Below are 25,310 nucleotides of genomic sequence, written 5' to 3'. Positions count from 1 at the left end.
TCGACCATGAAGACGCTTCCCCTCGCCCTCGCACTCCCGCTCATTCTGGGCGGCTGCATCCGCTTTGGCGCCGACGCACCGCCCTCGTTGCTGACGCTGACGTCCGACGCGCCGGTTGCGGTTGGCGAGACGGCGAGTTCGGCGACGGCAAAGTCGATCAGCGTCGCGGCGCTCAATGTGCCGCAGGAACTGGCGGTGGCGCGGGTTCCGGTGCGGTCAAACGTGACGAACATCGCCTATCTCAAGGACGCGCACTGGGTCGAGCCACCGAGCAGGTTGTTCGGACGACTTTTGTCGGACACCGTCTCGGCGCGGACCGGCCGCGTGGTGCTGAGTCTGCGCCAGTCGCTCTCCGATCCGGGCGCGCGGCTGGGCGGCGATCTGCGCGCATTCGGGATCGACGCGCAGACGAATGAGGCGGTCGTGACCTTCGACGCGACGCTGGTGCGCGACCGCCCCGCAGAGGCGAGCGGCGCGCGTACGCCCCAGATTTTCGAGCGGCGGCGCTTCGAAGCGCGCGTGCCGGTCGCCGTGATCGATGCGGCGTCGGCGGGGACGGCGCTCAACCGCGCGGCGAATCAGGTTGCGGTTCAGGTCTCGGACTGGGTCGGGCACTAGGCGCGCGAGTTGTCCGGACATATGCGGCAAGGCCGTAGAGCGTTCCTAGCAGCGCAAGGCCGGCGAGCAGCGGCGCGACCTCGCGCAGCGATGCGCCCATTTCGTTGAGGCGAACAAAGACCTGCGCGCCGGGCGTCGCCGGAGACAGATGCGCGAGGGCCGCGACCCAGCCGGGCATGGAGCTCAGCGGCCATGCCGCGCCGGCGAGGAAGAAGAGAATGATCGAGGTCGGGATCAAAATGTGGAGGGCGCGGTCGGATCGATCGAATAGCGCACCGAGTAGCATTCCGAGCGCGGCGACGGCGGCGGCGAACAACGGGACCGCGAGAAGCAGCGCGGGGAGGTTGCCGGCGCGGGGCACGTCCTGGAACCAGTAGATCCAGCCGAAATAGAGCATCGCGCCGAAACAGCCGATCAGCGTGAGCCCGCTCCATGTGCCGAAAAACTCGGCGGTGCGTATCGGCGGTAGCCGTTCCTCGCGCCGCCCGGCGACCAGCATCGCCGACCCGAACAACAGGGTCTGCTGGAGGATCACCGCGGCGACCGCGGGAAAGATATAGTCGGCATAGCCCTCGCGCGTGTTGAACAACGGGCGCTCGACCACTTCGATCGGCGGATGGAGGTGAAGCCCCTCCGCCACCGGCCCGAGCCGCTGGATGCCGACCGCGAGCGCCGCAGACTGGATCGCCCCGCCAATGTCGCGCGCGCGGACGAGATAGGTGCCGTTGAGCCACAGCCCCATCCCGCCGCCGCGCGCGCCGGTGAGCAGGCTGCGCGTCAGGCCGCGCGGCAGCAGCAGGATGCCATCGGCTTCGCGCGCGCGGACCAGCTGTTCGGCGGCGGCGACCGACGGCGCTTCGGCCGCGATCCGCACTTCGCGCGCGTCGGACAGGTTGCGGATCAGCTGGCGCGTGACCGCGGTCTGCTCCTCGTCGACCACGACCACGGGCAATTGCCGCGCGGTCTGATGCGCATAGGGGGCGGGGTAGTAGAAGCCGTAGAGGATCACCGCGAGCACGATGATCGAAGCGAGCGCGAAGTTGGACGCGATCGACCGGAACACCTGCGCGAAGGCGGCGGAAAAGCTCATGCGACCGTCTCTGCGCTGGTCTCGGCTTCGGGCCGCCGGAGCAGCAGCAGCGCGAGCGCGAGCGGCACGACGAGATAGAGGCCGAGCACCAGCAGCTCCGGCACCGCGGCGGCAATCGGCGTGCCGAGGAACTGGTCCATCTGCAGCCGCAGATAATGGGTGAAGGGCAGCGCCTGACTCCAGCCGCGCGCGAACAGCGACCCGCCCTCGAGCGGGAGCGTGCCGCCCGAATAGGCGAGCGCGGACCCGGCATAGAGCGCACTGGCCGAGAAGGCGAAGCTCGGCTTGCGCACGCCGGTAACGAGCAGGACCGAGATCGCCATCGTCCCGGCGAACAGCAGGATCTGCGCGGCGAGGGTCAGCATCAGGCTGCCCCCCATCGTCCAGCCGCGCACGCCGAGCAGCCAGATCATCCACACCGCCGCCCAGATGCCGAGCAGCAGGAGATAGGGCGCGAACTTGCCGAGCAGCGCGGCGAGCCCGCCCCCGGTCTCACGCTTCCAGCGTGCGAGCGAGCGTCCCTCAAGCTCGCGCCCGAGCGCCATCACCGCGACGCACGCAGTGAGGAGATGCAGCACCGCGGGGTGGACCAGCGCCTGAAGATACCATTCGAAGCTGGTCTGGGGATTGAACAGGATCGTCACCTGAACCGGTGGCGGATGGATCCGCACCGCGGGCAGCCCGCGCGCGTGCAGCGCGTCCAGCCCGCGTTCGGCGATCACGTCCTTGACCGCGCCCGACAGGCCGCTCGCAGCGCTGGCACCGATGGTGAGGAACGAGGCGTTGTAGAAGATATGGATCGCGGGCGTCGTATTGCGGGCGAGGCCGTCGGACGCGCCCTTGGGGATGTGCAGCACCGCCCACACCTTGCCCGACCGCGTCAGCGCCTCGGCCGCGGTCATGTCGGCCGGGCGTTCGGCGATGGTCACCGACGGCGCGGCGGCGGCGGCGCGCACTACCGCGCGGCTGAACGCGCTCTGATCCTGATCGACGATCGCGACCGGCAGCTCGCGCGGCACGCCCTGAATCAGCATCGCCGCGACGATCAGGATCGCCAGCGCCGGAAACAGCGTCACCATCGCCAGATCCCAGCGGTTGCGCGTCAGATGCGTGCATTCGCGCCGGAAGGCGGCGGTGAAGCCGCTCATTGCGGCCAGTCGAACAACACGCTCATCCCCGGACGCAGGCCCTCGACGGGCCGTTCGGGCTTCAGCTTGACCTCAAAGCTGCGGATGTCGAACCCGGTGGACTGCCGCGTCGCGCGCCAGGTCGCGAAATCGCCCTGCGGGCTGATATGATAGACGCGGAAGGACACGCCGGTGAGGCCGAGCGCGGGGACGCTGGCCTTGAGGATGCGGCCTTTCGCGAAGCCCTTGTAGCTGTCCTCGCGCACGTTGAGCGAGATCCAGGGATTGGCGGTGTCGATGATCTGATAGACGGGCACGGCAGGCCCGACGATCTCGCCCGGTTCGGCGAGGCGCTTGACGATTTCCCCCCCGATCGGGGCGACGAGGCGCTTTTCGGCCTGCAGCGCATTGGCGGTCGATACCCCGGCGGCGGCGACCTGAACCTGCGCGCGGGCAGCTTCCTTTTCCTCGACGCGCGCGCCGGCGAGCGCTTTCAGATATTGCTGGCGCGAAGCCTCGGCATTGCGGGCGCTGGCGTCGCGCGCGGCGCGGGCCTCGTCGCGGCGCTGCGCGGCGATGACGCCTTCGGCATAGAGATTGTCCGAGCGCCGCGCGGTGACCGCGGCGAGATTGGCGGCGGCCTGCGACGCCTGCCAGATCGAATGGAGCGAGGCGATATCCTCCCGCCGCGCGCCGGTCTGCGCCATCGCCTCCATCGCGCGCGCGCCGGCGAGCATCCCTTCGGCCTGCTGCTTGCCGCCGTCGAGCTCGGGGCTGGACAGGGTCGCGAGCAGCGCGCCGGGCTGCACCGTCTCACCCGGTTTGGCGATCAATTGCTCGACCCGCGCCAGCGCCTTGGTCGCGACATTGACCTGTTCGGCATCGACCATGCCCTGAAGCTGGTCGGGGCCGGGCCGCGCGGCGACCCACAGGCCGAATGCGAGCAACAGGGCAATCGCAAGCAGCACGGCGACGAGGATCCGCGTGCGATTGCCGCTCGGCGGGGTTTCCGCGGGCGCGGGTTCGGCAGGCGATTCGGCGGGCAGTTCTGGGGTCTGGGGTTGATCGGTCATGGCGCTGCGATCCGGTCGGCACGGGCGAGATAGTCGGGGAAGCTGTCGCCGCGGTTGCTCGCCGCGAGCAGCGCGGCCAGCGTCACCACATATTCATAGGCGGCGGCGCTGCGCTGGGTCTGCGCCAGCGTCAGCGCGTTGCGCGCGTCGATCAGCTGGCTGGCGGTGCCCTCGCCCTCGCGAAAGGCGATGTCCTGCACCCGCAGATTTTCCTTCGCCGCGACGATATTGGTGTCCAGCAGCAGGAAGGCGCGCCGGGCCGCTTCGGTCAGATTATAGGCCTGGGTCGTTTCGAGCTCGATCGTCTTGCGCGCCTCGCGCGCCGCTTCGGCGGCGGCGGCTTCGCGCAATTGCGCTGCGTTGAGCGCGTGACGGCGGCCGATATTGGAGAAGAGCGTGTAGCGGACCCCGACGCCGACGATCCAATCGGGGTCGACCGGGATGCTGTCGTTGCGGTTGAAATTGTACGAGCCGAAGGCGAACGCCTGCGGCCGCAGCCGCGATTTGGCGAGATCGGTCCCGGCGCCCGCCAGCTCGCGTGCGGCCTCCGCCGCCAGTGCCTGCGGGTGATTGCCGCCGGTCGCGCTGGCGAGGAAGTCGGGGAGCGGCGCGGGCGAAGCGCTGTTGACGAACAGCGGCGTGGTCGGGCGCACGCCGCCATCGGCATCGAGCAGCCGGGCGAGCGTATCGTTCGCGGTCTTCGCCTGCATCTCGGCGCGCTCGACCGCGCGCTGGGCGGTGTCGCGCGCGACCTGAACCTCGAGCACGCGGGCGCGCGGGATCACGCCTTCGCGGAACAGGCTCTGCGCGTTGGACAAATGCCGGTCGAGGCTGTCGCGCGTCTCGACCGCGGAGGCGAGCAGCGCGGCGGCGAGCTGTTGCCCGAAATAGGTCTGGACCAGCCGGATCTGGGCAAGGTCACGCACCCCGGCCTGTTTGGCGCGCGCCAGTGCCGATGCCGCGGCCGCGCCGCGCTGGACCGCGGGAATCGCGCCGCCCGAATAGAGCGGCATCACCGCGGTCAGATTGGGCCGCAGCACGGTATCGCGCGTGCGGAAATCGAGCTGGTCGGGGATCAGCCCGAGCAGCCCGGGCAGCGCCTGTTCGATGCGGCCGGTGACCTGCTGCACCACCCCCTCGAACCCCGGAAACTGCGCGGGCAGCCCGTCGAGAAAGCCGTTGGCGGCCGAATCGAAGCTGTTCTTCTGGCCGGTCAGGTCGATCGACAGCGACTTTTGATAGGTGATGACCGAGGCCGAGGCGCTGACCAGCGGGCGGTTGAGCGGGCGCAGCGAGGCTTCCTGCTCCTCGCTCGCCCGGACATCGAGCGCGGCGCCCTTAAGCGTGGGCGAGACGGTGTCGAGGCGGGCGCGGGCGGCATCGAAGGACAGCGCGACGGGTTCGGTCGCGGACGCGGGTCGATCGGCGGGTGGATTGGCGGGGGTTTGGGCAAAGGCTGCGATCGGCGTGCAGAGCGCGGCGATCGCGATCCGCCTCAGCATGATTGTTGCCCGGCGGTCCGGCCCGTTCGCATTCGCTCCACCAACATCCTGCAAAGCATGGGGGGAATTTCGGCCAACAATCGCCGGGCGGCAAGGAAAATCCTGCGATGTCGTGGAACGGAGCGGGCCGCGGGCCATTGGATGCGGCGACAATGGGAGTTTGATCATGGACTGGCGTGCGATGACCGAGGCGGACCTCGCCCGGATGGATGCGCTCACGCGGATCGCGCACGAGGAATATTGGGAAGATGCGGCGATCTTTGCTGCCTGTTTCCACCTCTGGCCGGCGGGCTGCCATATCGTCGATAGCGGCGACGGTGAGCTTGGCGGCTATCTGATCGCGCATCCGGGGCGGTTCGATACGCCATCGGTGCTGCATGTGCCGCTCGAGCGGCTGCCCGCGCCGGCGGATTGCTATTATCTTCACGACCTCGCGCTCGCGCCGGTGACGCGCGGGCACGGGCTGGCGGGCAAGGCGGTGGAGATCGTCGTCGCCGATGCGCGCCGTGCGGGACTCGACACGATCGCGCTGATCGCGGTCGGTGACGCGCATGATTTCTGGCGGCATCAGGGCTTTGCCGAGATCGGCGACGGGCGCGTCGACCCGGCCAAGGGCTATGGCGACGAAGCCCGCGCGATGATCCGCAGGATCTGATCCGGTCAGGGCGCGCGGCGGACCGGCGGCATCGCGTTGCAGATGTCGGCGCCGCCCGCTGGCAAGGTGAAGAAGGGCGGCTCGCGATTTTCGCGCGCTTTGACCCAGGCGGCGAAGCGGGGATTGCCGGCGGCGCGATACTGGAAGCGGGGACGTTCGGCGGCGGGCAATTCGCTGGCGAGGCGCACGCTGACGATCGGCACGCGCTGGCTCGCTTCCTTGTAGAGGCCGAGCCCGCCCTCGGTCCCGCGCGGGAGCGACGAGAGATGCTCGATCCCCTCGAGCACGCGGCCGACGATCGCGATGTTGCGGTCGAGATGGCGCGGGGCGTGGCCGATCACCGCATAGAGATCGCCGCCGCTGCCGGTGCTCGGCGCCATGTCGCGCGCGACGCCAACCATGCCGTAGCAATGCGGCAGCCAGGCGACCTTGCCGTTGGTGGCGAGCGGCCAGCCATCGGCGCTGTGCCCGGCGGCGGTCGAATAGGGATCGGTGCGGGTGAGCTTCGTCACCGCATCGTAGCGCGGCCAGTCATATTCGGCAGGCGGCTGGGCGATCACGCCCGCGGGCAGCGCCTTCTTCTCGGTCGGGTCACCCCATTGCACGACATAATTGTCGTGGACGCGATAGACGCTCTCGCCATCCCACCAGCGCGCCGCGGTGAGCTTGCGGATATTGGCGACATGCACCGAGGTGTAGCGCGGGGCGAGGCGGATATAGACGCGCCGCTCGCCCGCCAGCGTCATCACCAGCAGCTCGTCATCGGGCACCGCGCGCCAGTCGGCGGGGAGCGGGTCGGAGGGCCTGGGCGGCGCGGCAGGCGCGGCCTGGAGGGTGAGGGCGAGGAGGGCGGTCAGCATGGCGCGAGGCTGACATGACGGCGCATGCTGCGCAACGCTTGCGGTGCGCGCCGCAAATCACTAGGGCAGCGCCTTCCTGGCAAATGCGGAGCGGTGGCCGAGTGGTCGAAGGCGCTCGCCTGGAAAGTGAGTATACGTCAAAAGCGTATCGAGGGTTCGAATCCCTCCCGCTCCGCCACGCCTCTGTGTATGTTTCTGATTTCGTGTCGTAATTTTGCGGCTCATGCTTCTCGACCAACAATTTGACCAACATGCCGTGTTCGCGTCCGTAGAGGATCGCGACGCTTTCATTCTACATGGTTGGTGGCTAGCTATGCGTTGATGATAAGCGATGCACTTTCCCCGTATGGAGCCCTGCGACGCGAGATCGCTGAACGTTTGAGTTCATTCTTCGTCGAAGCGGCTGATGGGCGTAGCGCGAGTCTTGATGCGGGAGCCGCAGTTGCGACCTCGCAAGGCCCTCATAGAGAACGCAATGAAGATCGATGCGCTGTAGTGCGTTTTCGGTTTGGTTCGATGCGCCCAGACTTGCGGCTAGGCATTCTTTGCGATGGAATGGGGGGCATGGCTAAGGGTGGAGAGGCGGCCTCTCTGGCAATGGGGGCATTTGTATCTGCTTTCGCTACGATCGATCCAGATTGCTCGTTGAATGAGCGACTCGATAAGGCTTGCCGATTTGCGAATTTTTCCGTGTTTAACGCGTTCCGCGGTGAGGCCGGGACGACCCTAACCGCAATAGCGCTTGGCGTTAGCACGAGGTGGGCCGTGCATGTGGGCGATAGCCGACTGTACGGCCTTGATGAATACCGGAAAATCGATCTTCTGACCCGTGATGATACCGTCTCTGGTGCCGTTAATGCCCATCTCGGTCAAAACGACGAGGACGATCTCGATAATCGCTTACTTCAGTTCGTTGGGATTGGGGACAGTGTTGAGCCGCATTTGATTGAGCTATCAAATGACAATGAGCACGATCTTTGGCTAATAACTTCGGACGGCGCCCATAGTGTGGGAAGAAAGGTGTTAGCCGGGGTTTGTGAAGGGAGTCGGAATCCGCTCGACTTGGTTCGTAAACTGGTGTTCGTTTCCGAAGCTATCAACACGCAAGATAACGCCACTGCTATTTGTATTAGGTCTGGCCATGTGAAGTCCTCTGCGGAGGAGCACGAGGGCTTGACGATTCAAATCACTGCTCCAGATCGAAACCTCGATATTTGGCTTCCGCCTAGCGTGATAAAGATTGCGCCCACGAGTGACGCCGGAGGCGTCCGTTCCGTGCCAATGGAGCCATCGGAAGACGGTCAAAAGGCGCAGCTACCCAGAGCGGCGCGTTCCCGCAAAGCGCGAGCGAACCGCAAGAAAGGAGCCGTGCGCCAGCGCGGCAACCCTGACGCTGACAAAGAACTCCCAATGGATGTAATTTTTCAAGTCGATGGCGAAGATGATTAGTTTGCCGCCGCGATACGCAAAAGTCCTAAATAAATTTACCGCCGGAGGGATGGCGGATACGCTGCTCTGTGAGGACTCACATCTTCAGCGGCAGGTTATTATTAAAAGCCTTAAGCCGGGTATAGAGTCGCATCGTCTAATTGACGAACTTGCGGCTTTGTCGGCTATACGCTCCAGATATGTTGTTCAAGTATTCGATGTTATTATCGATGCGGACAAGCCCGTTGGATTTGTTGAGGAGTTCTTGCCCGGAGACGAGCTGCCTCCATGTGTAGCTACTGCAACAACGTTGGATGCGCTCAAGGTGCTATACCCAATAGCCGCTGGTATCGCCGATATTCACGCGCATCAGCGTGTGCACCGGGACATAAAGCCCGACAATATGCGGTACGATGCAGAGGGGCAGCTTAAGATATTCGATTTCGGGTTGGCTAAGCTTGGGGCGGCTCCAGGCACTAAGATTCTATATTTCTCTGAAGGGTTTGCGGCGCCCGAGTCCTTTGCAAAGGATGTGAATGGGCTGCACAACTTTGATTACCCGCTCGATGTGTACGCGTTCGGTTGTGTCGCCATTTGGCTCCTGAATGGTGGAGCGATCCCGCCCGAGATGATGGGATTCGCGCCCTCTATTCCGGCTGGCTTCGACTTTGGAAATTTGCCAGTGAAGGTGGGTGCGCCAACTGCTGCTTTGCTACTTCAGTGTCTAGCGCCAAATCCAATCAATCGTCCGACTATGGCTGTATGCAAAGGTCATCTTGCTGACGAACTCCTGCGCGACCAACATAAGATGGCGCTAACTTGGGGGGTGAGCCAAGCCATAGTTGACAAGAATAAGCGTAATGGAACCATCAAGGGAAATGGTAGTGCCATCGGCGTAAATTATAGTGGAATTTCATTCGAAGTTTCATCGGTATCTGGTGACGTGTCTATAAACAATGCTCCGGCATCTGTCGGACAGATTCTTACCGGATCGACCGTTATTGTATTGCGCGGTGTAGGAAGGCCGCTTTCGGTTACTTGTGATGTTTCGCATCCAGAGGTTATGTTGTAGTGCCTATATTAAACGCTTCCTCGCCGCCTATTTCAGGCCGCTATCAAATCCAGCGATGGATTGGCGCAGGCGGCATGCAAAATGTCTATGCGGCACACGATGTGCTTTTCAGGCGCGATGTAGCGCTCAAGACGCCTAAAGAGGGGGCAACACTAGCCCGGTTCGAGAAATCAGCGGTCATGAGCGCTAGGGTGAATCATGTAAACGTAGCAAAGACCCTTGACTACGTTGAGCATGATGGTGCGCCTTACCTCATCGAAGAATTGGTCGTTGGGGAGGACTTCTCGAAGTTTTTCCCAAGCATAGTGCCTATCATGCCTCCATCGGCATGCGCTCGAATTTTTCATCAACTTGCGCGAGGCTTGGCGGCGTCACACCATGCCGGGGTCGTTCACAGAGACCTTAAGCCAAGCAACATAATGGTCGTGAATGGTTCGGCTCTGTCATCGGTAAAGATAACCGACTTTGGCATCGCTAAGATGGCGGAGGCGGAAATTGGCGAATGGGCTGGGGTTGGGAAGGGAGGCACCACGTCCTCCAAGACGGTGCTTGGCGCGATTCCCTACATGGCGCCGGAAAGCGTAACAAACTTCTCGGAAGCATCGGCTCCAGCAGACGTTTGGGCGATTGCCGCCATTACCTACCAGCTTCTGTCGGGAAAACTGCCATTTGGTGAAGGCCTTCTTAGCATCCCGGCCATCCTCAAAGGCGACCCTCCGCCCAAGCCAGCCGCTATCTCTGCAATGCAATTTCGAGGTTTAGGAACTGACCTCTACAATAACATTTTGCAGTGCCTCAATCCCGACCCGGCGGCGCGCTTAACCGCTGAACAACTTATCAAGGCCTTGGAGCCTTTGTGCTATCCAGTCGATGAATATGAGCTGGGCCAGATTACCAAGGTTCCAAATGCATATTGGGGATTCCTGCGTTCAGATGCGGGCGTGGAAGCGATGTACCATGTCGATAGCTTCTATGGCGGCGTAGGCCCGGTTGTCGGCCAGCGAGTTTGGTTTGCGCGTCATCCCGGCACCGGGAACGATCGCGCCTTCCCGTTGGTGAGGCTGGCGAACTAGTCTCGCTGAAAGTCGGCGATGCCGCACATTGCTGGGCAGGATTGGGTATCCGTGTCCTCGTTTCTCCACGCAGCATATGGCCTCGACGCTCATCTGCTAGCCCGAAATCGTCCGGTTTCGATGCGCCCTCAAGCGCCTAAGCCGAAATCTAGGACAGAGCCATTTTCGACGCACAAGCGTATTCGAACCGCGTTTGCGAGGCGTTTCGCCAGCAGGACGGCGCCCTCCAACTGCCCCATCGTTCGTCGCATGAGCGACTGATCCGATCCGCCGCACAAGGGGGCGGTGAGTTGGTCCTAGAAGTGGTTCTCCACAGCCTTTGCGGCCGCGAATAAGCTGTGGGAATTGAGTAATTTAGGGTGGATCAAGAGGGTTGAGTCGAACAATACATGAACACAGCCTGGTTGACGAGTTGAATCTGCTAGTCCACACACTCCGAAGGAGTTGAGCCACCCAACCCCAGCTTTTTTTGCTGTGAGGAAGGCCCAATGATCCGAAGTCCCAAGCCACCCGTCCGTCCGGAAACGAAAATGGTTCAATCCTTCTTGCGTGAGGGAAGGCCGTTCCTCGCGACGATAGTGGCATTGGCTCATTCGCCGACCGGCCTTACCGCCATGAGCGGCACGGGTTTATTTGCCATTCTCACGATCGCGTTACTCAAGTTCCTTTGAAAAGGGTTGAGACGCTAGCTTACGAACTCGCGCAGTATCGCTTAACCGTTGCAAGAGAGAGATCGAACTGGCGCGCCGTGGTGGCGATGCTTGCACCATTGTCCTTCCGCCATTTTTGGACCTCACTGGCATCGGCAGCAAAGGGCCGTCCAAGGCTGACCTTGCCGCGATGGGTCCGCCCTGTAGAGGCAAGGGAGGCTCTAGCTGCCGCCCGACCAGCATCGCAGCGCTCTTTGATCCTGTTGCGCTCTAGGTCAGCTAGCTGCGCCAGAACAGCGACGATAAGTTCACCCACACCTTTGCCGATGGGACCAAGGCCAAGAACGTCCACGGTGACACCCTTGGTAAGAAGGCTGCGGATGGTGGCTTGGATATCGAGCGCATCACGCCCAAGCCTGTCGATCGCCGCGATGCAAAGAGTATCCCCCTCACGGATATAAGAGAGCAATGCAGCAAAGCCGGGGCGATCGGCAGCTAGGATCGCGCCCGAAACACCTTCATCGACAAACTCCTTATTGAAGGCGCCGCCTAGCGCTCTGCGTTGAGCCTCAACGCTTTGATCGCCCGTTGAACAACGCAGGTAGGAAATGCGGCTCATATCTGCCTCAACTCGCTCACTAGATACCTAAATATAATGAGCCAGGATCATAAAGAGTCAATATATCATATGAGCCATATGAAGACGGCGTTTGGCGGTTGGCTCAACACCTACAACTTAGGAGCCATCAACGCCTGAATGGGGCTATATCCCCTAGGGGTTGGCATTGGGGGGAAGGATGAGCAGTTTATTGACTTGGCTTGAAGCTCATGAAGAGCTGTCAGGGTGGGCACAGTTCGCTGGCGCCATGCTCGCTTTGATCATCACCTACTTCACCGCCTTCGTGCCAATCTGGCATCGCAAGAGGCAGCTAAGGGCTGCTGGCGCGAGATTGTTAGCTAACGGATATGAGGTGGTTGAGAGCTATCACCATACGTCGGCGCATTTCCTGCCCGGATCATTGTCGTTGAAGTTCGCGGCCTCAACCATGCATGGAGTTGCAAGCGAGATTGATCGTTTTCCTATCTATGAGCTGGATAACCAAGGCCCTAAATCATTGGCGCGACATTTGGTCGCCACCGCTGGCCAGCTTCGGGGCTTGGTCCTCTATCTAGAAACGCTGGAAGCGACGGTCGGTGATGGCTGCATGACCGTGGAAGATCGAGATATGATGCGAGAGTTCCTATCCGGGCGCCTCGGCCTCATTCGCGACCTCTTGGCCGGTAAAGACCTTAAGCGCCCAGAATGGCCCGGCGAACCGACCAAAGCGGCTGGCTAGCCAAGGCTTGCAGTTCATCCATTTCGCCGCCATCGTTTTTTCGCGCTTAGTGAGTCCTAAGCGTGGGGCTTAGACTCCCCTTGTCAGATCACCGGTCGAGGTTTCTCGGCCGGGTGGCGTCGTTATGTCCAAGGCTTGCCTAAAAGCGGCGCGCCTTGCGATCTGCGAGGAGTCTAACACCCGGCTTTGTCGCCGGATTGCCCCTTCAAATTGAGAGGGTGCCAAATGCGATCCATCGCCATCACCACCACCATCGCCTCACTCCTTGTTGTGGGTTGTGAGCATGTACCGGGTACAGATGCCAACAAGATCGCGACTGCCAAGGGGCAGATCGCTGCGCGGATGAAAGACCCAACCTCGGTGATCTTCACCAACGTCCGCATTAGCGAAGATGGTTCGGTTTGCGGTCAGCTCAACGCGAAGAACTCCTTCGGCGCATACACCGGGAATGAGGGTTTTCTATACCGGGATGGAGGTACGGATTTGCTCCTTGAGAACGGCTCCCTCACGGACAATCCGGGCATGGCAGCGAACGAGAAGTGCCAATTCCGAAAGCTGCATCCAGTATGCATGAAAGGAGGCAACATTCTCCGTGCATCCGCCGAGGCAACAAGTGATGGTGGGTGCCAGAAGGAGGCAATGAAGGCGATAGACGCCGCATACAAAGAGACAATTAACGCCATCCAATAGGTCGAAGTCTTAGAAAATCACCGAAACCCTATTCCCGGTGGTTTCACATAGTAGCCTCGATTTTATGCTGCCCTCACACTTATAATGTTCCTGATATCATGACTGGGATTCGACCTTATTAGTTTATAAGAACCAAACACGATGTCGCCCGTAAAGCGCTATCCGACTGCAATGGCCACCCCGAACCTGCCAAATCGCTCAAATTGCGCCCTACGGGGCTTAGAAATGAAGATAGAGCCTATTCTGACTTCGCCTTAGCCTTTCTAGGAACTTTCTGACCTGCCTTACGTCCCAAGCCGATCTTCTTTGCCATTTCCCGGCGCTGCTCACTGTAGGCAGGGGCAGTCATCGGGTATGAAGCGGGCAGATTATAACGGGCGCGATATTCCGCCGGTGTAAGGCCGTTGGTGCTAAGGTGGCGGGTCAACGTCCTGTAGGGCTTCCCGTCGATAAGCGAGATAATATGCTCTTTGCTGGCGAGGCTCTTACGCACGCTAACGGCCGGGGTGTATTCTGGCTCGACCTCTACTTCCGGCGCTGCCGCCGTTGATCCACCCAGACTACCTACTGTCTGGTGCATAGCGGTTAGGAAGGCGACCGCTTCCTCCGTTGTTGCGCGGGTGTTGTTATTGGCCAACCAAGCGGCGGTCAGCTCCGCAGCAAGTTCAACAGGACTTAGGGTGATTTCATCGCTCATGTTCTGGCTCCTGACGTGAACGAGCCGAGCATAGCAAGGCGGAGTGATACCACAACCTAAGATATATTTAGTAAATTACACCATGAGCTACTATTTAAACTGAAGTAATGTTTAAACAAGTTAAGGGCTTAACGAGTATTGTGACAGCATCAAGCCTAATAAGGCCTAATGTGCCGATTTATCCGGTTCGAGCCCGTCATCGGCAACAAAATTCACGTGGAATCCTGATGCTCACAGTTCAGTATTGAATGTTTGGCCAATTTTTGATATGATTCCAATCAAGACGATGCTTACCTTGGCTGGAACGTCTATAATCATCCAAGACAAATGCCACCGGCGTGGCTCATATCGCCGAAGCTATTATAGCCTTAGATCGATCGTATGCGAAGGGTTCTTACCTGATGCGCTACATACCATTCTCATGGGCCTTATAGCTTTCCGTAATTATATCCCTTGAAGATACGGCAAGGGTTAGCATCGGGGGAACTTTTAAGCCGTAGGGCTGCCTCCGACCCTCCCGCAGAGCAGGACCAAGGCTCAAGGGACAAACCTAACATTGTGGGCTGATATAATTGTTCTAGTGCATTCACTAGGGATCGCCGGGTGTGGCTACCTTCTAACCTTTCAAGGGTAGGGAAATAAGCAGTTAGGATATACGATGCTTCAAATAGTCCTATAAGGTAAAACCTGAAGGTGGATAGCATAAAAGCCATTGCTGTTGATCACCCCTTCGGAGGCGGAGTTGTGCCCATTTTAAAAATGGCAGGAAAAGGGATGCATCAATAGATGCACCCCCAATCACTAGAGACTTGAAAACCTTGCCATCACGTCATTCTGTCGAACGATAATCTGCTTAACCATTTCCAGCGCCCCTTCGTCCATTAGCGCACGCCGGACAGCCTTGCGCAGATTGGAAATGGCAGCCGCATCGATACCGTGATGGCCGTCGCCTCCATCAAAGGTCATCATCCTGTCCGTGTAAACGATGAGGCTCGCGGCTTGGGTATCGCCATCGACTAGAATTTGTCGCTCAAGCTGAACACCTACGACAAGAGAGCGGTCAACCGGCGGCAAATTTCTCGTGATTTCTGCGATTAGAGACATTATTAGCTCCTATGGTTTGATGAAGTCCGAAGATCATGCATAATCGCTTCGAACATTGATCAATCCACGCAGTGAGTTCCGTCTCTTTCCACCTGACGGCATTTTTCCCAATACGGATCGGTTTAGGAAATCTTCCATCCGCCATCATGGCGTAGATAGACGATCTACTTAGGGAAACGATGTTCTCAACATCCGATCGTCGCAGCAGCTTGTCCAAGATTCCGTTCCTTTCGAAGGTCCGGCTAGCGGCGACGGAAATAGCCGTCAAGAATAAACTCAAATTGCTAAGGAAGTTTATTATTAGATACTATTCCTTATACTTGAAAAGTAGAAGTCACTTCTGATTATCTATCAACTGGCAGAAATTGGCCCAATCACGCATTAGCTTATCTCGTTTTTCAAACAGGTCGGAACGAGCATAAGCCGCCTCCGCTTTGTCGCTGATCACGTGCGCCAATGCGAACTCCAAAACCTCTCGGGGGTGGGAGGTTTGCTCACCTGCCCAATCCCGAAAGGACGATCTGAAACCGTGCGGCACCGCTGGTATGCCAAGTTCCTTCACCAGCTTGGACAGGGTCATGTCCGACAGCGGTTTGCCCGCCTTCGATCCGGGGAAAATTAAATTGCTGTCGTCGGATTGCAGCTTCTTCGCTTCTTTAAGGATGGCAATGCACCGACCCGGCAGCGGCACACGGTGCAGCTTCTTCGCCTTCATGCGGCTGGCCGGGATGGTCCAAACACGCTTTTCCAGATCGACTTCGTCCCATGTAGCAAGTCGGGTTTCGCCAGAGCGGGTGGCAGTAAGAACTAGGAACTCAAACGCCAGCTTCGTAACTGCACCGGCATCACTATCGCGAACCGTTTGCATCGCAGCTGGCACTGCGTCGTAGGGCAATGCCAGACGGTGCTTGACCTTGGACCGGTCATGCTTTGGCAGCGCCTTACTGATCGTCTCCGCGGGATTGTCGGTTCGCCACCCCTGCGCGATGATCCACTTCATCACCGTTCCGATGCGCTGCTTCACGCGGCGGGCAGTTTCCGGACGCTTATTCCAGATAGGGGACAGCACCTCCAACACGTCAGCGCCCGTTATCGCGTTTGAAGGCTTGTTGCCGAAAGCGGGAAATACGAACGTCTCTAGCGTGCTAAGCCACTGCTTGCTGTGCTTATCGTTCCGCCACGTCGGAGCGGATAGCTCGTGAACCTTCAACGCCGCCTGTTTGAACGTCAGGAGGCCCGTAACGAGGCGTTTTGCCGCTAGCGGGTCTCCACCCTGCCTAGCCAACTTTCTTTGCTCTAGCGCCTTCTCTCGGGCTTCTGCGAGGCCGACAAGCGATGCTGACCCTAGGCCGATATCACGGCGTTTGCTCTGCACGACGATCCGTTGAATCCAGCGCCTAGCGCCGGATTGATCGACCTTGAGATAAAGCCCGTTGCCGTCGCCATATAGACCCGACTCTTTAACTGTGCGGACGAACGCGGCGCTAAGCCGCTTTTCCTCATGCTTTCCGTTCTGCTTTGGCAATGGCGGACCCCAGTAACTGGCGATTCTACCCCACATAGCGCCCAACATAATTTTCTGGAATAGGCCGGATTGTTGCGGACAGCGCTGGAACGCGTACTAGAAATCATATCTAATATCAGTTGCTTGTGGAACGCACCGGAAAGTTCTGGAATCGGTGCTGGCGGCCTCCCGCTCCGCCACTTGCGCCCTTTGAAGCGCTCGCGAATCCCCCTAAAACTGCTATAAAACCGCAGAAATCAGCGCTTCTTTGGTCTCGCTGAGTTTCAGGTGATCCGACACCATCTCACAAAATGTGTGGGGTAAATTGGAGCGGGATGCGACGGGAAAGCTCACTGCAACCAGGTCCGGACACTGACCGAACCGGGTCGGTATTCCGATGGCGATGGCCTTTTCCTGGAATTGAATGGCAAGCGTCAGAAGCAGTGGCTTGCGGCACTGGTGACCTATGCCTTTCCCAAGCTGGGCGCCTTGCCCGTCAACGAGATCGAGAGACCGCTGATTCGTGATGTCCTTGCGCCGATCTGGCTGGCGAAGCCGGAGACGGCCTGGCGAGGCAGGCAGCGCATCGGTACCGTCCTCGACTGGGCCTACGCGAAGGGCTTTCGCACGACTGAGGTTCCAAAGCGATCGCTCGCCAAGGGACTGCCGCGGCAACCGAAAAGGAGGGGCATTTCGCGGCCATGCCGCATCTCGTGCCCGCTGTCACCGCACGCAGTCGAGGTGTTTGAGCGCGCCAGGAAGCACAAGGCGGGCGCTAGTGATCTCGTGATGAAGCAGTCCAGGATCAAGATTAAGAAATCGTAGCAAGACTATGATAACGCTCCAATTCGGGTGTAAATATTGGGATTGATGAGGCCTCACAAAGATGTTCACATAGGTAAACATCTCTGGGGGCGGCGGCGATCAGCGACGGGCGCTCCGTGATAGAAGTCCACGGTAACGGCTAGCTATATTCAGGGTGAATGTGGCCGATAATATGAGAACGGAATTCCGCGGAGGGGGTGGTATGGCAATCAGGTCGCGTTTTTGTCCGTATGCATTTGTTATTCTATCGCTCTCCACTTTGTGTTCTGCCGAAGCCCAGACCTTCCCGCCCCCCATCGAGAGCCCCGTGCTCGACGATTATGGCGTGGAGCTGAAGAGTGGGCGCTATGGCGGGCTCAGTGTCTCTATTATTTCCATTGGCGGAGATAAGGCTTCTTCCCTGTCTCGAGTCTATGCGCCCCAGAACGGGAGAGAGGTGCTCGTTCAGTCGATTACCAATCAACATTACTCCGTGATCAATCTCAGCAACATTCCGAACCAGTATGATCCATATGAGGTCGTTACGGTCCGATACCCGGGGGGCAGCAGCAGCTTCCGGCGCAAGCCAGGCACGTCAAACTGGACTCCTGAATATGCTACCGGCGCGACGTATGTTTCAGGCGCGACCTGGGATAGCTGGGTCTTCACCGACAAGTACGGCCTCAGGGTCGAGCACGGTAAGGTGACGTACCCGGACGGTCGGGAGATTTTCGGCGGAGGAACATACTCGACTGGCGTCGATCCAGTTTTCGTCGATGCCGTCGATATCCGGAACAATTTTGGATTTCGATTGCGCACGACGAACCAGAATCCGACATTTGTAACCCAAGCCGTCAATATGGCTTTGAACTATTGTAACAATGATCTCACGGTGCAGTGTCAGGGGCTGCAAAGCGTGCGGTCCGCTTCGGTGCAGAGGGCTTCGCGCTCGCAAATCATGCTTACGAATGCGGCAGGTGAGCTGACCCAAGTCGTGCTGGAGCCCATCGAGGCATTCGACTCCGAGCCCACTTGTTACGGACCACCCGGTCAGCCATGTCAGTGGAATGGCACCAAATGGACTTATTATTATCCAAGCCAGGTGACTTTTCCAGGATCGACGAGTCCCAATATTGCCATGTCGTATATGCGCTACGGAGCTCCGGGAAGCGCCACCCATAACGAGATATTGGTGAACCACGCAGATGTAAACGGCGTAGCTGTTGACTATTACAACATCTATTCGCCTACGGGGAGCTGGGGAGGGCCGACCGGCCATCAGGTTACAGTATCCTCGGCAATAGGTGGCCAGGCACAGCTCAATGCCCATTCACGCAGTCTCGTTGTTCCCGCCTGGCCGCTGGGAAATCTGAATCTTGATAGTGTGACGAACGGTTTATCGCGAACAACGTCTTTCGTGTACAATGCGATGGGAACCGTCTCCAGGGCTGTTTACCCGGAAGGGAACAGCGTCGAGTATAAATTCGATGGCCGGTATAATGTGACTGAAGTCACCCGGCATCCGAAGCCGGGCACTAGCGAAACGGCAGCAACGACGCGGTATGAATACATGTCGTCTTGTAGTGCCGCGACGCAGAGTTATTGCAACTTGCCGACATCGGTATTCGATCCGATGGGAAATCGTACGGACTATACGTATAATTCAAGCGGGCAGGCGCTTACCATGACGGGCGCCGCACCAACGGTGGGCGCTGCAAGGTCGATCACGACATACACGTACACGATGCGTACGGCATATATCCTCGATAGTGGCGGGGGTGTTGTCGCGGCCGGATCGCCGATATCGATGCTCACGCGCAAGTCGGAATGTCGCGCAACGGAAGGCTGCGCAGGGACTGCTGACGAAGTTATCACCGAATATGACTACGGCCCGATTTCCGGACCAAATAACCTGCTCCTGCGGGGCATGGCCGTAACAGCGGCTAATTCAGCGGGTCAGATGGAAGTTCACCGGAGCTGCTACCGCTACAATTATTTCGGCGACAAGGTCGCGGAAACGTCGCCCAACGCCGGTTTGGCGAGTTGTCCATGAGCGCGGCCCCGGGAAACGGGCGTGCGGGCGGCGGCCATATGCGTCCGGGCAAGCCTGATCCTGGCGCTCGTCAAGTAGTGCCGAGGCCGGGCCGCGACCTCCGGTACGAACGCGGGAACGTACGGCGTCAGCGCAGCTTTTCGATAGGAGATCCGAACATGAGCGTGTCGGTGGGAAGTCCTGCGCTGGTCGCTGCGGCAATCGCGTTGCTGGCGTGTGCGGCCCCGAACGCGCTCGCGCAGAGTGCTCCATCCGCATTCACGCACGCGACACGTTATGATGATGCACGACGTGTGACGGGTACCATCGCGCCGGTACCGGGAGGGGCGGCTCCCGCCGGTCACCCTGCGGTGCGCAACAGCTATGATGCGCGCGGCAACTTGAGCAAGGTTGAAAGCGGGCACCTGGCGAGTTGGCAGGGGGAGGATGTGAAGCCCGGCCTGTGGCCAGGCTTCACAGTCGCGACTATGACCCTCTTCGAGTACGATGCCGGAAACCGCAAGGTGAAGGAGGCGTTGGCCGACGCGAACGGAGTGCCATTCAAGGTTACCCAGTACAGTTACGACAATATCGGCCGGCTCGAGTGCACGGCGGTTCGGATGAATTCGGCCACCTTTGGTTCTCTGCCGACGAGTGCATGCGTGCTGGGGCCGCAAGGCGCTCAGGGTCCGGACAAGATCACCAAGAGTGTTTACGATGCTGCCGGTCAGGTGCTGCAGGTTCGTAAGGCTGTGGGAACGAGTCTCGAGCAGGTTTATGCGACCTACACCTACACGCCCAACGGCAAGCAGGAATATGTAACCGACGCGCGGGGCTATCAGGCGCGGTTTATCTACGACGGGCATGATCGGTTGTTCCAATGGAACTTCCCGGACGGGAACGCTCCCGGCGTGACGTCGGCGAGCGATTATGAGGCTTATCAATATGACGCCAACGGGAACCGGACGTATCTGCGCAAGCGCGATGGCCGGGTCATCAACTATAGTTATGACGCGCTGAATCGCGTCGCCAGCAAGACGTATCCCGGCGGCGGCGCGCGACCGGTCTATTATGCCTATAATCTGCGCGGGTTGCAGACCATGGCGCGGTTCGACTCCCTGTCGGGTCAGGGCATCACCAGCGCCTATGACGGGTTTGGCCGGCTCACCGCGACGACGGCGGTGATGCCGCTCGGCGGCGGTGAGGTGATCCGGAACCTCAACTTCGCCTATAACGCCAACGGCAACCGCACCCGGGTGACGCATCCGGATGGCCAATATTTCAACTATCATCGGGATGGCCTCGATCGGCTCTACTTCGCTGAGTCGGGCTCAGCACCATTGTTTCACACGCCCTACGACGCGGCGGGGCGTGTCGCCTCGTTGCTGCGGTTGAACGTTCCGGCCTGGAATTGGACGTTCGGAACCAACTTCGCCTATGACGGGATTGCGCGGCTGTCGAGCTATGGTCACGTGTTCATGAGCAGCGGTGCGAACGTCACAACGTCTTTCGGCTACAATGCGACAAACCAGATCGTTTCGCGCACGCGCAACAATGACGATTACCGCTACACCAACTACACCAGAGTCAACCTGGGCTACGTCGCAAACGGGCTCAATCAATATTCGGCTGTCGGCGGCAACGCCTACGCCTATGATGCGAACGGCAATCTGACCTCAGATGGTGTGACCAGTTACACCTACGACATCGAGAACCGGCTGGTGAGCACCAGCGCCGGCGTCACGCTGACCTATGATCCGCTGGGGCGTTTGTCGCAGACCTACTCGCCGTCGACCGGGACGACGCAGTTCCTGTACGATGGCGATGCGCTGCTGGCCGAGTATGATGGTGCGGGCAACATGCTCAAGCGCTACGTGCACGGCACCGCCGAAGGGCAGGACGATCCGCTGGTGGAATTTGTGGGATCGGGTGTGGCGTCGCCGCGCTATCTGTTCGCGGATCATCAGGGTTCGATCATCGCCGTCGCCGATGCGAACGGTAATCGCGTTCAGGTGAACAGCTATGATGCGTACGGCGTTCCCGGCGTCAATGAGGGGCGGTTCCAGTACACTGGCCAAGCCTGGATTCCGGAGCTGCGCATGTATCATTACAAGGCGCGCGTCTACTCGCCGATGCTCGGACGATTCCTCCAGACCGATCCCATCGGGTATGAAGATCAGATCAACCTCTACGGCTATGTCGCAAACGATCCGGTTAATGGGACTGATCCGACGGGCACATTGGCCCTTGAGTGCACTCAAATCAACGGCGGTCCTGTTACGTGTAAGGCAACGGATGACGGGAATGATTACACGACGCTGAGTTTCACTCAAAAAGATACGCAGTGGAATGGTGATATCATTTCTCACACATCTACTACGCGTCATGAGGGTTCAGCAGCGCAGCAATTGGCGAGCGCCGGATCGCAACTTGAAGCGTATGGGGTCAAGGGCGCTAGCGGCGCATTCTCTCCAACCGGGCTGATAGATATTATCGGGTCACATTTTTCCAGCAATGCATTTTCATATCTGGGTAGTAGTTCTTCGGTCAATTATGGCGCTGCTCTTGCCTCGGCCGCTGGCATGCCTCCACTCAGGGGGTTGCATTCTTCAGAAGCGATGCGGGGGAATCAATCCTCATCGAACTACTGGAGAGGCAGGAGCACTGATGAGATTGTGGACTCTCTGAAACCTGGGCGGTCAGAATCTTTGAAGGTTAAAAGCGACGGAACGGTCATGAACGGAAACACCAGGCTCCAGGTTCTGCAAGAGCGTGGATTTGATGTTAATCAACTTCCGCGCGAGCCTTATCCTTGAAAGGAATGTTTCTACCATGAATTTTAGCGATTGGATTGAATTCGAAGCCGGAAGAATTTTGAGATTGGGAGATGAATTAGGGCCGGATCACAGAAGTGACTATATTAAGGTTCAAATCGTCGCGGCGCTTAAAAAGGCATTTGCCCATGGAAGAGATGGCTTAACTATCGAAGATGAGCCTCGGGCAAATGCCCCGTGGAAAGATGACTGATACGTATCTTGATGATCTCGCCTTTATATGGCGCGTTGAGATGTGACTGTGAACGACGACGCAGCGTTGCGTTTCCCACCGCGACGACGGGCTGCATGAGCTGCAGGCGGAAAGACCGACGATGCGATCGGTTTCCCTGCCTTCCGGCATCCCATAGGGCCACTAGCGAGCCTCTGAACTGGGTGGAGCGGGCAGGGGCATGAGTGTCCAATTCATGAAACTCTGTCCGCGCACGGGCGACGTCACAGTTGTGCGCGTGTAGATGGGCTTTTTGCAGCATCGGCAGGCATCAATAATTCCATGCACATAGAAGAACGCATCCACATCGCCGTTCCGCCTTTGGTGGTTGATCGAATCTGGAGCGAGGTCGATCAATGGCCTCTCTGGGATCCGGACACAAAGAATGCCCGGCTCGATGGTCCATTCGCAGTCGGAACAAAGGGGCGAATTACGCCCCGCAAGGGCATGGGTGTGCCGATGATCGTCAAGGAGCGCACCGAGGGCCGGTCATTCACCGTCGAGGGCTATATTCCGCTGTTCAGAATGCATTTCGAGCACATGGTTTCACAGATGGATGGTGGTTCGGAAGTCGTCCATCGCGTTTGGTTCACTGGCGCGCTTGCCTTTCTTTTCGGGCCGGGTGTCGCCAGGCAGGTTCGGGAGGGGCTGCCACAGACAATGCGGTCGCTGAAGGCTTATGCAGAGAGGCGTCATGGACCCACGGATACCGGTGCATAGCGACAGCAACCTGCGCGCGGATATAATCGCGGCACCGTTCTGCCGCATTTCCGATTGCATCCTGCAAGATGACCGCCAGCTAGTCGACGATGCTTGCGAGAAAGCGGGTAGCGAACCCGTTCCCGACAATCAGACGCTTAGATCTTCGAGCCCGCTTCAAGCGTCGAACGGCGGCTGCCGGGCATCGCCTTAGAATGGTGAGGTCAAAACCTTGTCGCGCCTGTTTCCATGATTCTCTTTCGGCACATTACGGTGACTGACCGGGGTCAGCGGGGCGAAATCGGCGCCGGGAGGGCGGCCAGGGCCGGCGCGACCAAGGCTTCCAACGCTTCTCTCGTCGCGCCATCGCGGGCTTGCATCGAGAGGCCCTGCATCACGGTGCCATAATAGCTGGCCAGCATATCGGGGCTCGTCGAGCCTGGCAGATCGCCCTCTGCCACAGCGCGTTCCAGCCGCGTGCGAATGCGTGCCTCCGTGTCCCGGCGCGTGCGTTTGAGCAGGTCGCGTAAGGGTGCAGTTTCCTGCTGACAATTGACGACGCCAAGGATCAGCAGGCAGCCGCCCGAATGCGGAGCGCTGAGCGCCGTATCAATGCTGGCCATGAGCATGTCGCGTATCGATTGATGAGCCGTCAGCCCCTCTTCGAGCACCTGCGGCACGACAGATCCTGCGGTGGCAAGGTAAAGCTCGACAGCCTCCCGAAACGCAGCCTCCTTCGAGCCGAAGGCTGCGTAAAAGCTTGGAGGGGTAACGCCGATCGCCACGATCAGGTCGTTGAGCTGCGCGCCTTCATACCCCTTGGCCCAGAACACTTCCATGATGCGCCGGAGCGCGAGATTTCGATCAAAGCTGCGCGGCCTGCCTCGGGTCACCACTATGCCCTTTCTGTAGTCGAAATTATGTAAATCGCTTGACCCTCTGAAGCAAGCTGGGTAGCGAATTATGTAGTGTAAATTATAGAATTGATCCGCCGGCGATGAGCAGCGTAGATTCCAGCGCGTCGGCAGGCGTTCTACCCGGGGCCGGGTCAGGCCAGCAGATGCGGCGAGGCATGCCGCTCGTCGTCTATATCCTCGGGCTGACGATCTTCTCGCTGACCACGTCAGAGTTCATGGTCGCCGGCATGATGCCATCGCTGTCGACGGCGCTCGGCGTTTCGATTGCCGAGGTCGGGTATCTGATCTCGATCTATGCGGCGGGAATGGTCGTCGGCGGGCCATTGCTCACCATCATGCTCCTTCGGTTGGGCGTTCCGAGCAAGCAGGCACTGCTCTGCTTGCTGGCGCTCTATACGGTCGGAGGCGTCGTGGCCGCGACAGCCGAAGGCTATGCCATCATGGTCATTGCGCGGATTATCACCGGCGTTGCGGGATCGGCGTGCTTCGGTGTGTCATTGGCCATTTGCGCCGATCTTGTCGTGCCCGAGGCGAGAGGGCGTGCATCGTCGATCGTGCTGGCAGGGCTGATGCTCGCGACGGTGCTTGGGGTGCCGGCGGCGACGGTGATCGACCAGAATTTCGGCTGGCGTGCGAGCTTCTGGCTGGTCGTTGTGCTTGCGGTGCTATGCGCGGCCGTCATTGCCGTATTGGTCCCCGCATCCAGGCCATCGTCCCGGGCTGACCTGGGCAAGGAACTGGCGTCGTTCCGAAGCGGCCAGCTCTGGGCAGCCTATGCCACCAGCGGTCTGATTATCGGGGCGACCTTCGCAGCGTTCAGTTATTTTGCGCCCATTTTCACGGAGCTGGCGGGTTTATCCCCTGCCTCCATGCCAATCCTGCTGGGAATGTACGGTGCCGCCAACGTGATCGGTAACCTGATCGTCGGACGCTTTGCGGACAAGCATGCGATCCCGATCCTCGTCGGCGGACTGGCCGTGCTGGCTGCGACACTCGCGATATTTGCAATGTTCGCGGAGAATCATTTCATCAGCGTCGCCGCATTCCTGATCATCGGCCTGGTGGGCGTGCCGATGAATCCGGCGATGATCGCACGGGTGATGAAAGCGGCGCATCCGGGTCCGCTGGTCAACACGGTTCATACCTCGGTTATCAATATCGGCCTTGCTGCCGGCGCCTGGCTCGGCGGCATCGGCATTCTCACCGGCTACGGATTACGGTCTCCGCTTTGGATCGGTGTCACGCTCGCAGTGCTCGGCCTTGTCAGTCTGATGCCGCGCAGTGTCAGGGTATCGGCACCGTGAGGCGCGCGGCGTCAAAGCGGGGATGCCGA

General features: G+C 59.6%; 25 protein-coding genes and 1 tRNA gene. 15 read left to right on the top strand and 11 right to left on the bottom strand.

The window, feature by feature from the left end; translation table 11 throughout:
- Positions 1 to 6: 6 nt before the first annotated feature.
- Entirely contained in the window at positions 7 to 618 is a 612-nt protein-coding gene (locus AC07NK_RS00950) for an ABC-type transport auxiliary lipoprotein family protein (RefSeq protein ID WP_495168698.1), read from the top strand.
- On the opposite strand, the gene AC07NK_RS00945 is transcribed toward AC07NK_RS00950, so the two are convergent.
- Genes AC07NK_RS00945 through AC07NK_RS00930 form a run of 4 tightly spaced genes read right to left on the bottom strand, consistent with a single transcriptional unit; the run spans position 563 to position 5,410 of the window.
- Positions 563 to 1,708 (bottom strand): ABC transporter permease, encoded by a 1,146-nt coding sequence (locus AC07NK_RS00945; RefSeq protein WP_495168697.1) that lies wholly within the window; start codon positions 1,706 to 1,708, stop codon positions 563 to 565. The genes AC07NK_RS00950 and AC07NK_RS00945 overlap by 56 nt on opposite strands.
- Positions 1,705 to 2,856 (bottom strand): ABC transporter permease, encoded by a 1,152-nt coding sequence (locus AC07NK_RS00940; RefSeq protein ID WP_495168696.1) that lies wholly within the window; start codon positions 2,854 to 2,856, stop codon positions 1,705 to 1,707. The genes AC07NK_RS00945 and AC07NK_RS00940 overlap by 4 nt, the downstream gene beginning before the upstream one ends.
- Positions 2,853 to 3,908, bottom strand: a complete 1,056-nt coding sequence (locus AC07NK_RS00935; RefSeq protein ID WP_495168695.1) for an HlyD family secretion protein — start codon at positions 3,906 to 3,908, stop codon at positions 2,853 to 2,855. Before AC07NK_RS00935 ends, AC07NK_RS00940 begins: the two co-directional genes overlap by 4 nt.
- Positions 3,905 to 5,410 carry a TolC family protein gene (locus AC07NK_RS00930; RefSeq protein ID WP_495168694.1) on the bottom strand — a complete coding sequence of 502 codons (1,506 nt, stop codon included), beginning with the start codon at positions 5,408 to 5,410 and terminating at the stop codon, positions 3,905 to 3,907. The genes AC07NK_RS00935 and AC07NK_RS00930 overlap by 4 nt, the downstream gene beginning before the upstream one ends.
- A 166-nt stretch (positions 5,411 to 5,576) precedes the next feature.
- On the opposite strand from AC07NK_RS00930, the gene AC07NK_RS00925 reads away from it, so the two are divergent.
- On the top strand, positions 5,577 to 6,065 hold the full coding sequence (locus AC07NK_RS00925; protein ID WP_495168693.1) for a GNAT family N-acetyltransferase: 489 nt from the start codon (positions 5,577 to 5,579) through the stop codon (positions 6,063 to 6,065).
- Positions 6,066 to 6,070: 5 nt separating this feature from the next.
- Here AC07NK_RS00925 and AC07NK_RS00920 read toward each other — a convergent pair whose 3' ends face one another.
- On the bottom strand, positions 6,071 to 6,925 hold the full coding sequence (locus tag AC07NK_RS00920; protein ID WP_495168692.1) for a peptidylprolyl isomerase: 855 nt from the start codon (positions 6,923 to 6,925) through the stop codon (positions 6,071 to 6,073).
- Positions 6,926 to 7,012: 87 nt separating this feature from the next.
- On the opposite strand from AC07NK_RS00920, the gene AC07NK_RS00915 reads away from it, so the two are divergent.
- The 5 genes from AC07NK_RS00915 (at position 7,013) to AC07NK_RS00895 (ending at position 11,169) form a co-directional block, all read left to right on the top strand.
- Positions 7,013 to 7,103: transfer RNA gene (locus tag AC07NK_RS00915), tRNA-Ser, on the top strand.
- Between the two features lie 143 nt (positions 7,104 to 7,246).
- Positions 7,247 to 8,374, top strand: a complete 1,128-nt coding sequence (locus tag AC07NK_RS00910) for a PP2C family protein-serine/threonine phosphatase (RefSeq protein ID WP_495168691.1) — start codon at positions 7,247 to 7,249, stop codon at positions 8,372 to 8,374.
- Positions 8,358 to 9,425, top strand: coding sequence for a serine/threonine-protein kinase (locus AC07NK_RS00905; protein ID WP_495168690.1), 1,068 nt, complete (start codon positions 8,358 to 8,360; stop codon positions 9,423 to 9,425). Before AC07NK_RS00910 ends, AC07NK_RS00905 begins: the two co-directional genes overlap by 17 nt.
- Complete coding sequence (locus tag AC07NK_RS00900) at positions 9,425 to 10,498, top strand: serine/threonine-protein kinase (protein WP_495168689.1); 1,074 nt, start codon at positions 9,425 to 9,427, stop codon at positions 10,496 to 10,498. The genes AC07NK_RS00905 and AC07NK_RS00900 overlap by 1 nt, the downstream gene beginning before the upstream one ends.
- 488 nt (positions 10,499 to 10,986) lie before the next feature.
- A complete protein-coding gene (locus AC07NK_RS00895; RefSeq protein ID WP_495168688.1) occupies positions 10,987 to 11,169 on the top strand; it encodes a hypothetical protein in 183 nt (60 codons plus the stop codon).
- 19 nt (positions 11,170 to 11,188) lie between these two features.
- Here the strand turns inward: AC07NK_RS00895 and AC07NK_RS00890 are convergent, their stop codons facing one another.
- Positions 11,189 to 11,767: a recombinase family protein gene (locus tag AC07NK_RS00890; protein WP_495168687.1), complete on the bottom strand. Its 579-nt coding sequence runs from the start codon at positions 11,765 to 11,767 to the stop codon at positions 11,189 to 11,191.
- 178 nt (positions 11,768 to 11,945) lie between these two features.
- Here AC07NK_RS00890 and AC07NK_RS00885 point away from each other — a divergent pair, with 178 nt between their 5' ends.
- Together AC07NK_RS00885 and AC07NK_RS00880 are read left to right on the top strand one after the other, a co-directional pair.
- The gene (locus AC07NK_RS00885; protein WP_495168686.1) at positions 11,946 to 12,485 is read left to right on the top strand and encodes a hypothetical protein; all 540 of its coding nucleotides are present in this window, start codon (positions 11,946 to 11,948) and stop codon (positions 12,483 to 12,485) included.
- Positions 12,486 to 12,710: 225 nt separating this feature from the next.
- Complete coding sequence (locus AC07NK_RS00880; RefSeq protein ID WP_495168685.1) at positions 12,711 to 13,175, top strand: hypothetical protein; 465 nt, start codon at positions 12,711 to 12,713, stop codon at positions 13,173 to 13,175.
- 238 nt (positions 13,176 to 13,413) lie between these two features.
- Here AC07NK_RS00880 and AC07NK_RS00875 read toward each other — a convergent pair whose 3' ends face one another.
- From AC07NK_RS00875 to AC07NK_RS00860, 4 genes are all read right to left on the bottom strand, one after another.
- Positions 13,414 to 13,872, bottom strand: coding sequence for a Ros/MucR family transcriptional regulator (locus AC07NK_RS00875; RefSeq protein ID WP_495168684.1), 459 nt, complete (start codon positions 13,870 to 13,872; stop codon positions 13,414 to 13,416).
- Between the two features lie 801 nt (positions 13,873 to 14,673).
- Positions 14,674 to 14,976 carry a hypothetical protein gene (locus tag AC07NK_RS00870; RefSeq protein WP_495168683.1) on the bottom strand — a complete coding sequence of 101 codons (303 nt, stop codon included), beginning with the start codon at positions 14,974 to 14,976 and terminating at the stop codon, positions 14,674 to 14,676.
- Positions 14,933 to 15,193 (bottom strand): helix-turn-helix transcriptional regulator, encoded by a 261-nt coding sequence (locus tag AC07NK_RS00865; protein WP_495168682.1) that lies wholly within the window; start codon positions 15,191 to 15,193, stop codon positions 14,933 to 14,935. The genes AC07NK_RS00870 and AC07NK_RS00865 overlap by 44 nt, the downstream gene beginning before the upstream one ends.
- 117 nt (positions 15,194 to 15,310) lie before the next feature.
- Positions 15,311 to 16,501: a tyrosine-type recombinase/integrase gene (locus AC07NK_RS00860; RefSeq protein WP_495168681.1), complete on the bottom strand. Its 1,191-nt coding sequence runs from the start codon at positions 16,499 to 16,501 to the stop codon at positions 15,311 to 15,313.
- A gap of 438 nt (positions 16,502 to 16,939) precedes the next feature.
- On the opposite strand from AC07NK_RS00860, the gene AC07NK_RS00855 reads away from it, so the two are divergent.
- The 5 genes from AC07NK_RS00855 to AC07NK_RS00835 all read left to right on the top strand — a co-directional run bounded on the left by AC07NK_RS00855 (position 16,940) and on the right by AC07NK_RS00835 (position 23,081).
- Positions 16,940 to 17,305 (top strand): phage integrase central domain-containing protein, encoded by a 366-nt coding sequence (locus tag AC07NK_RS00855; RefSeq protein WP_495168680.1) that lies wholly within the window; start codon positions 16,940 to 16,942, stop codon positions 17,303 to 17,305.
- A gap of 202 nt (positions 17,306 to 17,507) precedes the next feature.
- Positions 17,508 to 19,337, top strand: coding sequence for a hypothetical protein (locus AC07NK_RS00850; protein WP_495168679.1), 1,830 nt, complete (start codon positions 17,508 to 17,510; stop codon positions 19,335 to 19,337).
- Between the two features lie 158 nt (positions 19,338 to 19,495).
- Positions 19,496 to 22,132 carry an RHS repeat domain-containing protein gene (locus AC07NK_RS00845; protein ID WP_495168678.1) on the top strand — a complete coding sequence of 879 codons (2,637 nt, stop codon included), beginning with the start codon at positions 19,496 to 19,498 and terminating at the stop codon, positions 22,130 to 22,132.
- A gap of 16 nt (positions 22,133 to 22,148) precedes the next feature.
- Positions 22,149 to 22,343, top strand: a complete 195-nt coding sequence (locus AC07NK_RS00840; protein WP_495168677.1) for a hypothetical protein — start codon at positions 22,149 to 22,151, stop codon at positions 22,341 to 22,343.
- 300 nt (positions 22,344 to 22,643) lie between these two features.
- Positions 22,644 to 23,081, top strand: coding sequence for an SRPBCC family protein (locus AC07NK_RS00835; RefSeq protein WP_495168676.1), 438 nt, complete (start codon positions 22,644 to 22,646; stop codon positions 23,079 to 23,081).
- A 266-nt stretch (positions 23,082 to 23,347) separates the two neighbouring features.
- Here the strand turns inward: AC07NK_RS00835 and AC07NK_RS00830 are convergent, their stop codons facing one another.
- Positions 23,348 to 23,899 (bottom strand): TetR/AcrR family transcriptional regulator, encoded by a 552-nt coding sequence (locus AC07NK_RS00830; RefSeq protein ID WP_495168675.1) that lies wholly within the window; start codon positions 23,897 to 23,899, stop codon positions 23,348 to 23,350.
- Between the two features lie 233 nt (positions 23,900 to 24,132).
- Between AC07NK_RS00830 and AC07NK_RS00825 the strand changes: the two genes are divergently transcribed.
- A complete protein-coding gene (locus AC07NK_RS00825) occupies positions 24,133 to 25,281 on the top strand; it encodes an MFS transporter (RefSeq protein ID WP_495168674.1) in 1,149 nt (382 codons plus the stop codon).
- The last annotated feature ends 29 nt before the right edge of the window (positions 25,282 to 25,310 follow it).

Source organism: Sphingomonas sp. GW821-FHT09B04 (assembly GCF_059418285.1).
The sequence above is the reverse complement of the archived record's forward strand: the minus strand, read 5'-3'. Positions and strand labels throughout refer to the sequence as shown.